Source organism: Arenimonas composti TR7-09 = DSM 18010 (assembly GCF_000426365.1).
In the GTDB taxonomy this organism is placed as follows: domain Bacteria; phylum Pseudomonadota; class Gammaproteobacteria; order Xanthomonadales; family Xanthomonadaceae; genus Arenimonas; species Arenimonas composti.
On record NZ_AUFF01000016.1, the window covers coordinates 1 to 12,813 of the forward strand.

14 protein-coding genes and 1 pseudogene are annotated in these 12,813 nt (G+C 70.5%); 3 read left to right on the forward strand and 12 right to left on the reverse strand.

Translation table 11 applies throughout. From position 1 onward, the window contains the following. A pseudogene (locus K311_RS18490) lies at positions 1-1,007 on the reverse strand (hypothetical protein); the annotation flags it as partial. Positions 1,008-1,143: 136 nt separating this feature from the next. On the opposite strand from K311_RS18490, the gene K311_RS0113130 reads away from it, so the two are divergent. Next, positions 1,144-2,070: a DMT family transporter gene (locus tag K311_RS0113130; protein ID WP_026817692.1), complete on the forward strand. Its 927-nt coding sequence runs from the start codon at positions 1,144-1,146 to the stop codon at positions 2,068-2,070. Positions 2,071-2,152: 82 nt separating this feature from the next. On the opposite strand, the gene pepN is transcribed toward K311_RS0113130, so the two are convergent. After that, positions 2,153-4,771 carry an aminopeptidase N gene (pepN, locus tag K311_RS0113135; RefSeq protein WP_026817693.1) on the reverse strand — a complete coding sequence of 873 codons (2,619 nt, stop codon included), beginning with the start codon at positions 4,769-4,771 and terminating at the stop codon, positions 2,153-2,155. Positions 4,772-4,837: 66 nt separating this feature from the next. Between pepN and K311_RS0113140 the strand changes: the two genes are divergently transcribed. Further along, positions 4,838-5,803, forward strand: a complete 966-nt coding sequence (locus K311_RS0113140) for a pyridoxal-phosphate dependent enzyme (RefSeq protein WP_026817694.1) — start codon at positions 4,838-4,840, stop codon at positions 5,801-5,803. Positions 5,804-5,815: 12 nt separating this feature from the next. Beyond that, positions 5,816-6,259, forward strand: a complete 444-nt coding sequence (locus K311_RS16995; RefSeq protein WP_051240144.1) for a PH domain-containing protein — start codon at positions 5,816-5,818, stop codon at positions 6,257-6,259. A gap of 17 nt (positions 6,260-6,276) precedes the next feature. On the opposite strand, the gene K311_RS0113150 is transcribed toward K311_RS16995, so the two are convergent. The 10 genes from K311_RS0113150 to K311_RS0113200 form a co-directional block, all read right to left on the reverse strand. Continuing rightward, positions 6,277-6,519 (reverse strand): hypothetical protein, encoded by a 243-nt coding sequence (locus tag K311_RS0113150; RefSeq protein WP_026817695.1) that lies wholly within the window; start codon positions 6,517-6,519, stop codon positions 6,277-6,279. A gap of 25 nt (positions 6,520-6,544) precedes the next feature. Beyond that, complete coding sequence (locus K311_RS0113155) at positions 6,545-7,060, reverse strand: DUF1697 domain-containing protein (protein ID WP_051240146.1); 516 nt, start codon at positions 7,058-7,060, stop codon at positions 6,545-6,547. Positions 7,061-7,296: 236 nt separating this feature from the next. Continuing rightward, positions 7,297-7,683, reverse strand: a complete 387-nt coding sequence (locus tag K311_RS0113160) for a YbjQ family protein (protein ID WP_026817697.1) — start codon at positions 7,681-7,683, stop codon at positions 7,297-7,299. A gap of 492 nt (positions 7,684-8,175) precedes the next feature. After that, positions 8,176-8,565 carry a nuclear transport factor 2 family protein gene (locus K311_RS0113170; protein ID WP_026817698.1) on the reverse strand — a complete coding sequence of 130 codons (390 nt, stop codon included), beginning with the start codon at positions 8,563-8,565 and terminating at the stop codon, positions 8,176-8,178. Positions 8,566-8,625: 60 nt separating this feature from the next. Beyond that, the gene (locus K311_RS17000; protein ID WP_051240148.1) at positions 8,626-8,979 is read right to left on the reverse strand and encodes a hypothetical protein; all 354 of its coding nucleotides are present in this window, start codon (positions 8,977-8,979) and stop codon (positions 8,626-8,628) included. Beyond that, positions 8,979-9,395, reverse strand: coding sequence for a DUF6970 domain-containing protein (locus K311_RS18795; protein ID WP_211223667.1), 417 nt, complete (start codon positions 9,393-9,395; stop codon positions 8,979-8,981). The genes K311_RS17000 and K311_RS18795 overlap by 1 nt, the downstream gene beginning before the upstream one ends. Before the next feature lie 112 nt (positions 9,396-9,507). Continuing rightward, positions 9,508-9,870, reverse strand: coding sequence for a hypothetical protein (locus K311_RS17010; RefSeq protein WP_051240150.1), 363 nt, complete (start codon positions 9,868-9,870; stop codon positions 9,508-9,510). Continuing rightward, on the reverse strand, positions 9,867-10,565 hold the full coding sequence (locus tag K311_RS17870; protein ID WP_051240152.1) for a hypothetical protein: 699 nt from the start codon (positions 10,563-10,565) through the stop codon (positions 9,867-9,869). The genes K311_RS17010 and K311_RS17870 overlap by 4 nt, the downstream gene beginning before the upstream one ends. 47 nt (positions 10,566-10,612) lie before the next feature. Beyond that, positions 10,613-11,065 (reverse strand): cupin domain-containing protein, encoded by a 453-nt coding sequence (locus K311_RS0113195; RefSeq protein WP_051240154.1) that lies wholly within the window; start codon positions 11,063-11,065, stop codon positions 10,613-10,615. Positions 11,066-11,298: 233 nt separating this feature from the next. Continuing rightward, positions 11,299-11,667 (reverse strand): hypothetical protein, encoded by a 369-nt coding sequence (locus K311_RS0113200; RefSeq protein ID WP_154659565.1) that lies wholly within the window; start codon positions 11,665-11,667, stop codon positions 11,299-11,301. Positions 11,668-12,813 lie beyond the last annotated feature (1,146 nt).

Consider the following 12,813-nt stretch of genomic DNA (forward strand, 5'->3'; position numbering starts at 1 on the left):
CGCGGCGTCGGTGCCGGACGCGGCTCGCTGCGCGGCTCGTAGCGCGGCGTCGGTGCCGGACGCGGCTCGCTGCGCGGCTCGTAGCGCGGCGTCGGCGTGGGACGCGGCTCGCTGCGCGGCATCGGGCTCGGACGCTGGCTCGGCTCCGACGGCCGGATGACCGGCGGCGGATTCTCCGGCTGGCGGGGACGCACGACACCGGAACGACCCGGCGGCACGCCGGTGTCGGGCTGGCGCGGGCGCGTCACCGGCGGCGGATTCTCCGGCTGGCGCGGACGCACGACCCCGGGACGACCCGGCGGCGCGCCGGTATCCGGCTGGCGCGGGCGCGGCGCCGGCGGACGCGAGCCGGGCTCCGGCGACGGCTTCGCATCGCCGCCACGGCCGCGGCCGAGCGGCTTCGGCATCGGCGTCGCCGGGCCGTCGATCGGCCGCTGCACCGGCCCGGTGGGGCCACGGTCGCGCGGCGGCGCCGGACGGACGTATTCGCCGGGCACCTGGCGGATCGGATGGCCAGGGCGCGGCAGGTCGCGCTCCGGGTAAGGCGGCTTCACCACGTCGTCGCGGTCCGGCGGGCGCGGACGCGGCGGACGCGGACGGCCGCTCCAGTAGAACGGGTCGTACCAGGGCGTCCAGTGGCCGTAGCTGCCCCAGCCCCAGCTGCCGCCCCAGCCCAGACTCCAGCTCGCGAACGGCGAGCCGTAGTACGAGCTCCAGTACGGCGAACAGTCGTAGGAGTTGTAGAAACCCCAGCGGCGGTCGCAGCGGTAGCGGTCGAGGCCCCAGATCGGCAGCGCGCCGTAGAGGGAATAACCGTCGTAGTAGCCGTAGCGGTCGTCGAACCAGCCGTACTCGTCGTCGTAATAGCCATCGTCGTAGTACCCGTCGCCGTAATAGCCCGAGTAGTACGGATCGTCGTAATAACCGTAGCCGCGACCGGTGTCGTAGGTCGCGCAACCGGCGAGAAGACCGGCAGCGGCAGCGGCGGCGAGCAGGCGTCGAATCATGGCGTCGATCCCCCCGGGGTCTGCGGCCACTGTCGGCCGCATGCAGTGAATCCGTCCTTAACTTTATGTGCGTCGTGGTGCCGGTCCTGCGTGAAGCCTGCCATCCTACGCACCCTTTCCGCACGACCCTCCGCGCATGTCCCTGCACCAGGCCTCCGGCCGCTGGCGATTCGGCCTGCTGCTCGCGCTCGTCACCGCCGCCTGCTGGGCGACGCTGCCGGTGGCGCTGAAGATCACCCTGCAGCAGGTCGATGCCTACACGCTGACCTGGTTCCGCTTCGTGTTCGCGGCCGGGATCATGCTGGCGTGGCTGGGCGCGCGCGGCGGTCTCGGCGGCTTCCGCGACCTGGCGCGCCGGCAGTGGTGGCTGCTCGCGATCGCGGCGGCGGGGCTGATCGCCAACTACGTGCTCTATCTGCTCGGCGTGCAGTACACCTCGCCGGCCAACGCGCAGCTGCTGATCCAGCTGGCGCCGCTGCTGATGGCGCTCGGCGGCGTCGTGGTGTTCGCCGAGGCCTTCAACCGCTGGCAGTGGACCGGGCTGGCGCTGATCGTCGGCGGGCTGGCGATGTTCTTCGTCGAACAGCTGCGCCTGCCGGGCGAGGCCGGTGGCCATTACCTGCTCGGCTCGCTGCTGGTGATCGCCGCGGCGATCGTCTGGGCGGTGTACGCGCTGGCGCAGAAGCAGTTGCTGCTGCGGCTGTCGTCGCCGGCGATCCTGGTGGCGATCTACGTCGTCGCCAGCATCGTGCTGCTGCCGTTCGCGGCGCCGGCGGCATTGCTGCGCCTCGACGGCCTGCACTGGGGCCTGCTGCTGTTCTGCGCGCTCAACACCCTGGTCGCCTACGGCGCGTTCGCCGAGGCGCTGGCGCACTGGCAGGCCTCGCGGGTGTCGGCGGTGCTGGCGCTGACGCCGCTGCTCTGCCTCGGCTTCGCCGCGCTCGTGCATGCGCTGTGGCCGGCGGCGATCGCCGCGGAACGGATCGGCGTGATCGGCCTGGCCGGCGCCGGCGCGGTCGTGCTCGGCTCCGCCGCCACCAGCCTCCTCGGCCAGAAGCGTTAACAACCGGGGTCAGATTCCTTCGTTAAGGCAAGCTCCACCAGCCTTAACGAAGGAATCTGACCCCGGTTGTTAAGCCCGGCTGTCAGGCGTCGTCGAGCAATCGCTGCAGGAGGTCGCGGGTGTCGCCGGAGTGCAGGCGGCCCTGCAGCGAAGCCAGCGCCAGGCGGGCCTGATGGCGCAGCGGCTCGGCGAGCTTGCGCCAGGTCTCGAAGGCGCCGAGCAGGCGCGCCGCGACCTGCGGGTTGATGCCGTCGAGCTTCTCGACCTGAGCGGCCACGAAGCGGTAGCCGGCGCCGTCGCGACGATGGAAACCCAGCGGATTGGCACGCGAGAACGTCCCGACCACCGCGCGCACGCGGTTCGGATTCGTCGGCAGCCACCACGACGAAGCCAGCAGTTCGCCGATGTCGTCCAGCGTGTCGGGATGCGGTCGCGACGCCAAGCAGGCGATCCACTTGTCGGTGACCAGCGGATCGGCGGCCCAGCGCGTGCGGAACTCCGCGAGCGCCGCGGCGGCCCCCGGCGCCTCGAAATGCACCAGGCAACGCAGCGCACCCAGCCGCGCCGTCATCGTCGTCGCCGTCGCGAACTGCGCCTGCGCCAGCGTCGCCTCCGGGTCGAGCCGGGTCAGCCAGGCCAGGCAGGCGTTGCGCAGCGCCCGCGCCGCCATCGCCGGCGCCGTCAGGCCGTCGCCGGCGGCGGCGGCCAGGCTCTCGTAGCGCCGCTGCAGGCGCTCGACGTGTTCTTCGGCCAGGCGGTCGAGCAGCGACTCGCGGCGGGCCACGAGTTCGTCGACGTCGACCACGTCGCAGGCCTCGGCCAGGGTGTCGAAGTCCGGCAGCGCCAGGCATTCGGCGACGAAGGCCGGGTCCGCGGCGTCGTCGTCGAGCAGCGCCCCGAGCGCGTCACCGAGCGCCACCGTCGCCTGCTCGGGATCGAGCGTGTGCAGCAGCGCGCCGCTCGCGAGCCGCTGCAGCAGGTCCCAGCGGTTGAAGGGATCGGATTCGAAACGCGCCAGCGCCGCGAGATCGGCGGCGTCGTATTCGAAGCGCAGCTTCACCGGCGCCGCGAAGCCCTGGTTGAAGGCCGGCAGCGGCCGCGCGCGCAGCCCGCGCCAGCGCAGCACATGCGTCGCCTGCGTCAGCGCGACGCCACCCCCGGGCAGCGCCGGCGCATCGGTCTCCGGCGCCGCGTCGATCACGCCGCCGTCCGGCGCGAACAGCACGAAGCGCAGCGGCATCGGCAGCGCTTCCTTGTGCGCCTGCCCCGGCGTCGGCGGCGTGTGCTGGTCGACCTGCAGCGTGTAGTCGCCGCTGGCCTCGTCGTAGTCGGCGGTGATCCACAGCTCCGGCGTACCGGCCTGCGCATACCAGCGCGCGAAGTCCGAGAGGTCGCTCCCGCTGGCGGCGGCGTGCGCGGCGAGGAAGTCCTCGATGGTCGCCGCGCGGCCGTCGTTGTCGGCGAAATAGCGGTCCATGCCGGCGCGGAACGCCTCCTCGCCGACCAGCGCCTGCAGCACGCGCACGACCTCGGCGCCCTTCTCGTAGATCGTCAGCGTGTAGAAGTTGCTGATTTCGCGATAGCGGTCCGGCCGCACCGCATGCGCCAGCGCACCGGCATCCTCGGCGAACTGGCGCGCACGCAGCAGCCGCACCACCTCGATGCGCTTGAGTGCGCGCGAATGCAGGTCGGCGCTGAACTCGGTGTCGCGGAAGACGGTGAGGCCTTCCTTCAGCGACAGCTGGAACCAGTCGCGCAGCGTCACCCGGTTGCCCGACCAGTTGTGCAGGTATTCGTGCGCGACCACCGACTCGATCGCGAGGAAATCCTCGTCGGTCGCGCTTTCCTCGTCGGCCAGGATGTAGCGCGCGTTGAAGATGTTCAGGCCCTTGTTCTCCATCGCCCCCATCGTGAAATCCTGGGCGGCGACGACATTGAACACCTCGAGGTCGTAGCAGCGGCCGAAGCGCTGCTCGTCCCAGCGCAGCGCGCGTTCGACCGCGCCCAGGGCGTAATGGCAGCGTACGACATCGTCACCCTGCGCCCAGACGTTGAGCTCGACCTCGCGGCCTTCGGCGGTGCGCAGCGTGTGCGTGACCCGCCGCAGCTGCCCGGCGGCGATCGCGAACAGGTAGCAGGGCGTCGGATGCGGGTTCTCCCACGTCGCCTCGTGGCGGCCGCCGTCGAGTTCCCGCGTGCCGGCCGGATTGCCGTTCGCCAGCAGCACCGGGAAGGCGGCACGGTCGGCGCGCAGCACGATCCGCCAGGTCGGCATCACGTCCGGGCGGTCGGCGAAGAAGGTGATGCGGCGGAAGCCCTCGGCCTCGCACTGGGTCAGCAGCAGCGGGCCGCTGGTGTACAGGCCCTCGAGGCGGGTGTTGTCGGCGGGCCGGATGCGCGCGCGCGTGCGCAGGGTGAACGCCGACGCGAAACCGTCGATGCGCAGGTGGCGGCCGTCGTAATCCCAGCGGTCGGCCGGCAGCGGCGCGCCGTCGGCTTCGATGTCGAGCAGTTCGAGCTCCTCACCATCGAGCACGACCGCGTGACCGGGCTGCCCGGGATCGGGCTCGAGGCGCAGCGTCGCCTCGACGACGGTCGCCTCGCGCTCGAGGTCGAACGCCAGTTCGGCATGCGGGATCCGCCAGGCCGGCGGTGCGTAGTCTTCGAGATGGACGAAACCATCCGCGCGGGGGGGGCTCATCGACGCGGTTTTCCGGGGGTTTTCAAACGTTTGCTAGGCTAGCACGCGATCTGTCGAAGGACCTTCATGACGTCCGCCACTTACCCCGCGCCCGCGGACATCCTCGCCGCCGCCGCGCGCATCGCCCCGTTCGCGCACCGCACGCCGGTGCTGCGCTCGCGATCGCTGGACGAGCTCGCCGGCGCCGAGCTGTTCCTGAAGTGCGAGCACCTGCAGCGCACGGGCGCCTTCAAGTTCCGCGGCGCCACCAATGCGGTGATGGCCCTGCCCGACGACGTCGCCGCCCGCGGCGTCGTCACCCATTCGTCCGGCAACCATGGCGCCGCGCTGGCGCTGGCGGCGAAGCTGCGCGGCATTCCGGCGCATGTCGTGGTGCCCGAGGGCGCAGTGGCCTCGAAGCTCGCCGCGATCGCCGCCTACGGCGCCGTGCTGCACCGTTGCGCGCCGACCATCGCCGCACGTGAAGCCACCGCCGCGCGCGTGCAGGCGGAAACGGGCGCGCGCCTCGTGCATCCCTACACCGATCCCTTCGTGATGGCCGGCCAGGGCACCGCGGCGCTCGAACTGCTCGCCGAAGCCGGCCCGCTCGATGCACTGGTCACCCCGATCGGCGGCGGCGGCCTGATCAGCGGCAGCGCGATCGCCGCGACGGCGCGCCAGCCCGGCATCGCGGTATTCGGCGCCGAACCGGAAGGCGCCGCCGAAACCTTCGCCTCGCTGCGCGACGGTAGCCACGTCACCGACTTCGTGCCGGATACGATCTGCGACGGCCTGCGCGGCACCGTCGGCGCGGTGAACCTGGCGGCGATGCGCGCGTACGGCGTCGAGGCACTGCTGGTCGGCGATGCCGAGGTGCGGGCGGCGATGCGCCTGCTGCTGGCGCGCACGAAACAGCTGGTCGAACCCTCGGGCGCCACCGTGCTGGCCGCGGTGCTGCGCCACCGCGAGCGCTTCGCCGGCCGCCGCGTCGGCCTCATACTCAGCGGCGGCAACGTCGACCTCGACGCCCTGCCCGCCCTGTTGCCGCCCTGAACGGACACCCGCATGAGCAGCGAAGAACGCGTCGAATGGACCGGCACCCCGTCACAGGTGCAGAACCTCGGCTGGTGGCTCGGCATCGTCACGATCCCGTGGGCGCTCTGGCGCTGGCTGGTGACGCGCAACACCGTCTACACGCTGACGACCGAACGCCTGCTGGTGCGGCGCGGCGTGTTCAACCGCGTCACCGAGGACCTCGAGCTCTACCGCGTCCGCGACACCCGGCTCGAGCAGCCTTTCTGGCAGCGCCTGTTCGGCTGCGGCGAGGTCGTCCTGTTCACCACCGACGCCTCGACGCCGGAAGTGCACCTGACCTGGCTGAAGGATGCCGCACGCATCCGCGAGTCGATCCGCAAGTTCAGCGAGGCGCGCCGCGACGCCAAGCGCGTGCGTACGCTGGAAGCCGGCGGTGGCGGCGGCCTCGGCGATTCCGACCACAGCCTCGACTGAGGCTCACAACGAGCCCGCTACCGCCTGCAGCGGGCGACGCCCGGGCGATGGCGGAGATCGGCCAGCGTGACCTCACGGCCGTCGGCGTCGTGCAGCGTGTAGCCGCGTTCTCCGCAGAGTTCGCTGGCCGTCCGCAGGCAGTCGACGGCCGTGGCGGTGCCGGCGCAGGACACCGGGATCTCCACGACCTGATGCGTGCGCGGCGACGAGGCGCAGCCGGCGGCGAGCAGCAGGGGCAGCACGACGACGAGGGTTCTCATGGCGATGTCTCCTTCCGCAGCGGCCTCAGGCCGCCGCGCACTTGCGCACCGTATCCAGCGTGCGGGTGGTGATGTCCTTGCCGAAGGTCTTCTCGAGCTGGGCCATGAACACCGGCCCGCGCTCGTCGGGCACGTAGGCCGAGAATACCTCGGTGCCGGCGATGCCCAGGATCGCCGCCTGGCCCTGGCGGAGCGGAAGTTCCGGCGTCGTCGCCGGGGCCCGGTGCAGGAAGGTGATCACCTTCTTCGCGTCCGCCGGCAGCGGGAACGCTGCGAACGGGTCGCGCGCGAGCAGCGCCTGCAGGTGTTCCGAGGGCCGGACGAAGGCCTGGAAGCAGCGCCCGAGGTGTTCGGCCATCGTCGCCTCGCAGGCCTGCTGCAGCTTCACGATCGAGGCGGACCGCGCACTGAAGGCGACGTTGCCGCTCGACAGCAGCGTGCGCACATCGCCGAAGCCGGCGGCCTCGAAGGCCTGCCTCAGCGCCGGCATCCGGCAGTTCATCGGGCTCACGCCGCGCAGGAAGGCCACGTAACGCTTCATCGATTCCTCCGCCAGGCCCGGATCGCCATTTCCACGTCCGCGGCCAGTGCCGCACCCCCATGGCGCGGCGCGTACTTCCGCGGCGACCCGGCAATCTCGCCGGCGAGCGCTGCGGCGGCGACACGTCCGTGCGCAGCGACGTCGGCGGCCTCGTCCGGGTCCAGCCGTCGCCATCGCGCAGCAGGAACCAGGCGTGCGGGGCGTGGTCGATCACGACCATCGTGCCGCCCGCCGCCTCAGGAATCCGGGTGCGGCCGGACCACGACCGCGGTGCCGTAGCAAAGCACCTCGGTGAGCCCGGCCATCAGTTCGGTGGCGTCGTAGCGCACCGCGATGATCGCGTTGGCGCCGAGCTGGCGCGCGTGCATCAGCATCTCGCGGTAGGTCTCGTGGCGCGCCTGCTCGCACAGTTCGGTGTAGATCGTGATGTTGCCGCCGAACAGCGTCTGCAGGCCGCCGATGAAGTTGCCGACCACCGAGCGCGAACGCACGGTCAGACCGCGGACGATGCCGAGATTGCGCACGACCCGATAGCCGGGCAGTTCGAGCGCGGTGGTCACCATCGCATCGGTCAGGCCCTGCGCGGTGGCGGCGGCGGGAGCGCTGTTGTAAGGGTCGGTCATGGCGATCTCGGGAGTTCGGATGCGGCGATCGTAGCGGGTCGGGTCACACCGCCGCAGCCGGCCCGCACCGGGCTGCCACCGGGCAAAGTGGCGGCGCCACTCCAGTCTTCCGGCGCCGACGCCGGCATTCGCGACCCACAGGCCGAACAGCAGGCCGAGGAAGCCGCCCGCGGCGGTATAGGAGTTGATCGCCGATCGTTCCATGCGCGCGTCTCCCCGGGCGCCGCCGGCAGTCTACGCCGGGCCGGCCCGCCGCTTCGCGCGCAGCGCCGCCAGCGCCAGCAGGCGGTTGGCGATCAGCAGGTTGTGCAGCGGCAGCACCAGGCCGGACTCGAACGGCCCAGCGGAACGCGACGAAGCAGCACATCACCAGGAACCAGCCGAGGTGCAGCAGATAGGTGCGGACCAGGCCGCGGCGGGCCACGCGGAGGCGTTCGACCGGGTCGTCCACGCGGGCGGCCGGAAGGCGGATGCTGCGGCGCACGGCCTGGCTCAGGGGCGCTTCGCCGCCGCCAGCATTGCGGCCATCTTCTCGTGGATCAGGGTGACCGCCTTCAGCGGGCGCACCATCACCTTGAACTCGACCACGCGGCCGTCGGCGTTCCACTTCAGGATGTCGACGCCGTTGACGAGCACGCCGTCGATCGCGGTCTCGAACTCGAGCATCGCGTCGCGCTCGCCGACGATCTCGCGCACGTAGCGGAAGCTGGCGTTGCCGAAGACCTGCAGGGCCGCGGCGAGGTAGGCGCTGGTGATGGCCCGGCCGTGCTGGGGCGTGTGCACGACCGGCGAGAGGAAGACCACGTCGTCGGCGAGCAGGTCGGCGAGGCCGGCGGGATCACGGCGCTCGGCGATGGCATGCCAGGTGGCGATCGGATCCATGCGACCTCGGGGGTTGGGACGTACACCGTCAAGCCAGCTTAACGGTGTACGTCCCGGGTTTTAACGGTGTACGTCCCGGGTTTTCACGGCTGCGCCCCAGCCGTCGCCGGCCAGGGTCTGGTGCATCGCGACGCCGTCGACGTTGAAGTGCAGCCGCGTGCCCTCGGCCAGCCCCAGCCCCAGCAGCGCCGGCCGCAGCGCCTCGAGCGCGGCCGGTTCGCGCAGGCCGATGTCGATGCGGTGGAAGCAGCCCGGGTCGTCCTCGCGCGCATCGGCCGAGGGCAGCGACGTGCCCCAGCCGAGCAGCGTGCCGGCGCCGGTGGCGGCCAGCTCGCCGTCGAGGGTGCGGTGCAGCGCGTCGGCGGCCTCGCCACTCGCCTGCGCCAGCGGCACCTTCAGATAGGCGAAGAACATCAGCGCTGCCTCCCATCCGCCCAGATGAGGGTCCCGGCCGAGCGGGTGTCGAGGAAGTCGGGACACTTGCCGTCGCCGCGGCCGGTGAAGCCGCCGTCCGGGCTGCAGATCCGCTCGCCCGTTGCCGAATACAGGGCGCTCGGCACATCGCAGCAGCGCGGCGGCACGTAGTAGACGGTGTCGCCGCGGTAGTCGTAGCGGTGGATCGAGGCTGGCGGATTGGCCGGCGGCGCCGCTTCCATCCGCGCGATCAGGTCGACGATGAAGGGCGGCAGCGCAGCGGCGTCGCCATCGTCGCCGGTGCCGGTATCGGCACGCGGCGCTCCCCCGGCCGTCGCATGCGAGCATCCGGCCAGCGATACCGCCAGCGCTACGGCCAGCGCGATCGCCGCCGCGAAAACAGTCGTCCGGCTCATGGATCCCTCCGTGCGTCTCGCCGCGGAATCGGCGCGGGGCGCGCCGGCTGGCGATGACCGCATCTTAGGGCCAGGGACGCGGCGGCGAATGCACGGGCGACGCGGGTGAGGTTCATCGCATCTCCCAGGCGTCAGCGAGTCGCTGCCCGAGGGTGGTCAGCGGTTCGGCCGGCGCTTCCCCGACGGCGGCGATGCCCGCGACGCAGTCCACCGTGGCCTCGACGAACGGCCGCCGCGGGTTCCCGGGAAAACGCCGGAGCGACAGCCGTACCTGCGAATCCGATTCCCACGTCGCGCGTTCGAGCGACCAGCGGTTGTCGGCCGGCGCCCACAAGGTTTCGCCGGTGGCGACGACGACGAGGCGCGGGTGGTAGACCCATTGCGAGGCCGCCGCTTCCCACGGCGTCGCCCATACCGCGAAGCGGCCGTCCGGCGACGGCGTCACCTCGCTGCCGGCGGGCGCGGTCGGGCTCACTTGCCGGAATACGCGGTGATGTCGAAGAAGACGCGGTGCGTCGTACCGTCCGGCAGCACGACGTCGAAGCGGTCGTAGACGCGGTCCCCGCGCTGCACGAGGGCCTGGCGCGTGACTTCGCCGCCGGGCAGGTGCTCGGCGATCCAGCGGTATTCGCGCGGCGCGCCCTCAACGCTGGAGCTGGCCTCGAGCACGACGACGTGCTCCGGCGCCGCATCCGGAGACACCGGCGCCGCCGGGCCGGGCGCGCCGGCAACCGCCAGCGCCCGAGCGAGCCGGCGTGTACGCGCCATCAGCAGCAGGCCGAGCAGCGGCACCACCGACGCTACGACGGTTTCGCTGCCGGGCGCGGCCAGCAATCCGATCACGCACCAGACCAGCGCCCAGGCGAAGAGAACGGTGCCCGGCCAGGTGACGGCGGCGACGAGGTAGCGGGCATGCCGCCAGCGCAGGAACAGCGCGGCGGACACCGCGATGGCCGCGATGCCGACGAGGATCAGCGGCGCCAGCAGCAGCGCGCCGGAGCGCCGATCCAGGCCCGGCATCGCCAGCAGCGCAGGCGAACCTGCCAGCGCCACGTAGATCAGGCCGGCACCGGCGAGCAGCCACACGCTCGCGAGGAAAACCCGCCCGCTGTCGTCGGGTTCCACGTCGTTGCCGAATTTCCCGCCGGTCTCGCCTGGTTCGCTGTCCATACTCGCTTCGTCTCGGCGTCTCGGGGACGTACCCCGTCGGAAAATTCTTACGGGGTACGTCCCCGCCGGGGGCTCACCTTCCCGGGCGGTTGCTTCGCGAACCAGTCGACGATCATTCCCATGTTGCGTTCGAAGCCGCCGGGTGCGGACAGGTTGAGCATGCCGGCCCGCACGGCGCCGCCGTTGCGGAAGTCGTGGGTCACCCCGGCCGGCGCCAGCACGAACGAACCCGCCGGACACTCGATCCAGGTGTCGCCGATCAGGAAGCTCATCGTGCCCTCGAGCACGTAGAAGGCGTCGTCCTCCGGATGGGCATGCGCACCGGGTCCGGCGGTGTCGGGCTCCAGCCACCATTCCGAGATCGAGTAGGCGCTGCCCGTTTCGCCCTCGTCGGCCTTGAACACCGCCGACATCCCGCCCATCGCGTAGTGGCGGCCCTCGCCGGGGCGCAGCACGACCGGTGCGCGGGTGTCGTCGCGGATGCCGGAATCGTTGGTCATGCACTCGCCTCGCTGCGCGCACCGAGCCGTACCGTAATCGTCTTCATCCCAAACCCCGTGGACCAAGGATGCGTCCAGCCTAACCCGTGCACCGGACACCCGCACGAGGCGCGCCGGGATCGTTCTGATCGAGGATCACGGCGCCCTCCGGCGAACGGGACGACCCACGGCCCTGTCGAACAGCTCCCGCAGGCATCGCGTGTTCGACGCGCAGGACGCGACGGCATCGGCGATCACGCGGCGCGTCGGGTCGTCCGACTCCCGCTCGAGCGCCCGTCGCAGCGCCGGGGCGCCGGGCGGAACGGAACCCGCTCGATCGCACCCGCCACATGCAACCGCACGGCCCGGTTCGGATGCGCGAGGCCCGCCAGCACCGGCACCGGATAGCGCCTTGCGAGCCAGGGGATCAGGCTCGCGAGCCGGCTCATTTCGCGCCAGTAATCGTCGAGCAGGTCGTGGTCCGTGCAGCCTTCCCGTTCCCGCAGGGCACGCTCGTCGGCGACGCCGGCGATTTCCATGAAGAGCTCCGCGACGCCCTCCGGCCCGAGTTCGGTAGAAATCGCAGCTGGATTCGGCAACGCGTCCGAGTAGGCGAGCTGCACCGGATCCAGGGCGTCCGTGTGTTTCCGGAGGATGGCGCGGACGCGGCTCAAAAGGCGCCGGCTATGACGGCCATCCGGCTTCCACGATGCTGACACTTGCGTCAAGCCGCGCCCAAGTCGGGGGATTGAATGACTAGCCCTCACCGCCGGCCGCCCTGGAAGCGAGTTGCGCGACGTACTGGGCCCTCGCGGAGGAGGTGTTGGCAACGCCCTGATCCCGACACCAGGCCTCGAGCTCAGCCACGTTCACAAGAAGCCTCATGACGGAATGACCTGCCGCTTGGATCTCACGTTCGGCTCGAAGCGCGTTCGCGCACCAGTCTGCGAAGGACTCGTCCAGATTCCCACTATCCGCGGCGACGCGTTTCAACTCGTCCCATTGCTCGGAATCGTACCAGGCGAAAACGACCACGCGTGAATGATTGGCCATCTGCGGTCTCAGCTTGAAAGAGTGAGCGCTCATGGGGATATCAGCGGTCTCACCAGGCCACATTTCGGGCAGGGCACGGGGATGGATGGAGAGTTGTAGCGATTCCAGGCCTTGACCTTCCCATTGCAACGAGGGCACCGGAACGCGTTGTAACGGACGACGATGTGGATGAGGCCAAAGATGAAGTATGCGAATCCTGCCACATAGAACCAGACGGGATCCTTCCCGCTTGTTCTGGCGAGGAACCACCCAACCAGATACACCCCTACGGGAACCAGCAGGATGTGCAGTAGCAGGAAGATCGTGCCCCGCGTCTGCCTGGAGAAGATCGCCCGCCATTGCACGTCGTAGTCGGACATGATCGCCAAGGAAGGTCTGAACAAGTCGCCCGAAGTGTGCTGAGATTGCGCGAAGCGGACAAGGGCGCGATCGATGGACCAGATGAGCTTCGGCGACGCGGAATACGCTGCCAAGAAGAAGATAGGTTGGCATTGAGGCCTAACGCTTGAATTAAGCCGCGCCGCAAAGCGGCGTCGGCTTGAATGAATTGTTATGTTGCAGCTAGTAGGCGCCGATTATCCGTTGGAACGCACTATCCCTACCAATATTGGGAATCTGCTGATCTGTAGCTGCGATGATCGCGTTCATTGCGGCCTTCGTGACCTGGTTGGTTGTGAGGGGCAATGCTGCCTGAACCACAGAGCGATAGTTCGGCG

What these genes read in the sequence shown, in the direction of transcription:
- K311_RS0113130 (WP_026817692.1), top strand. Translation starts at nt 1,144, where the DNA reads ATGTCCCTGCACCAGGCCTCCGGCCGCTGGCGATTCGGCCTGCTGCTC.
- pepN (WP_026817693.1), bottom strand. Translation starts at nt 4,771, where the DNA reads ATGAGCCCCCCCCGCGCGGATGGTTTCGTCCATCTCGAAGACTACGCA.
- K311_RS0113140 (WP_026817694.1), top strand. Translation starts at nt 4,838, where the DNA reads ATGACGTCCGCCACTTACCCCGCGCCCGCGGACATCCTCGCCGCCGCC.
- K311_RS16995 (WP_051240144.1), top strand. Translation starts at nt 5,816, where the DNA reads ATGAGCAGCGAAGAACGCGTCGAATGGACCGGCACCCCGTCACAGGTG.
- K311_RS0113150 (WP_026817695.1), bottom strand. Translation starts at nt 6,519, where the DNA reads ATGAGAACCCTCGTCGTCGTGCTGCCCCTGCTGCTCGCCGCCGGCTGC.
- K311_RS0113155 (WP_051240146.1), bottom strand. Translation starts at nt 7,060, where the DNA reads ATGAAGCGTTACGTGGCCTTCCTGCGCGGCGTGAGCCCGATGAACTGC.
- K311_RS0113160 (WP_026817697.1), bottom strand. Translation starts at nt 7,683, where the DNA reads ATGACCGACCCTTACAACAGCGCTCCCGCCGCCGCCACCGCGCAGGGC.
- K311_RS0113170 (WP_026817698.1), bottom strand. Translation starts at nt 8,565, where the DNA reads ATGGATCCGATCGCCACCTGGCATGCCATCGCCGAGCGCCGTGATCCC.
- K311_RS17000 (WP_051240148.1), bottom strand. Translation starts at nt 8,979, where the DNA reads ATGTTCTTCGCCTATCTGAAGGTGCCGCTGGCGCAGGCGAGTGGCGAG.
- K311_RS18795 (WP_211223667.1), bottom strand. Translation starts at nt 9,395, where the DNA reads ATGAGCCGGACGACTGTTTTCGCGGCGGCGATCGCGCTGGCCGTAGCG.
- K311_RS17870 (WP_051240152.1), bottom strand. Translation starts at nt 10,565, where the DNA reads ATGGACAGCGAACCAGGCGAGACCGGCGGGAAATTCGGCAACGACGTG.
- K311_RS0113195 (WP_051240154.1), bottom strand. Translation starts at nt 11,065, where the DNA reads ATGACCAACGATTCCGGCATCCGCGACGACACCCGCGCACCGGTCGTG.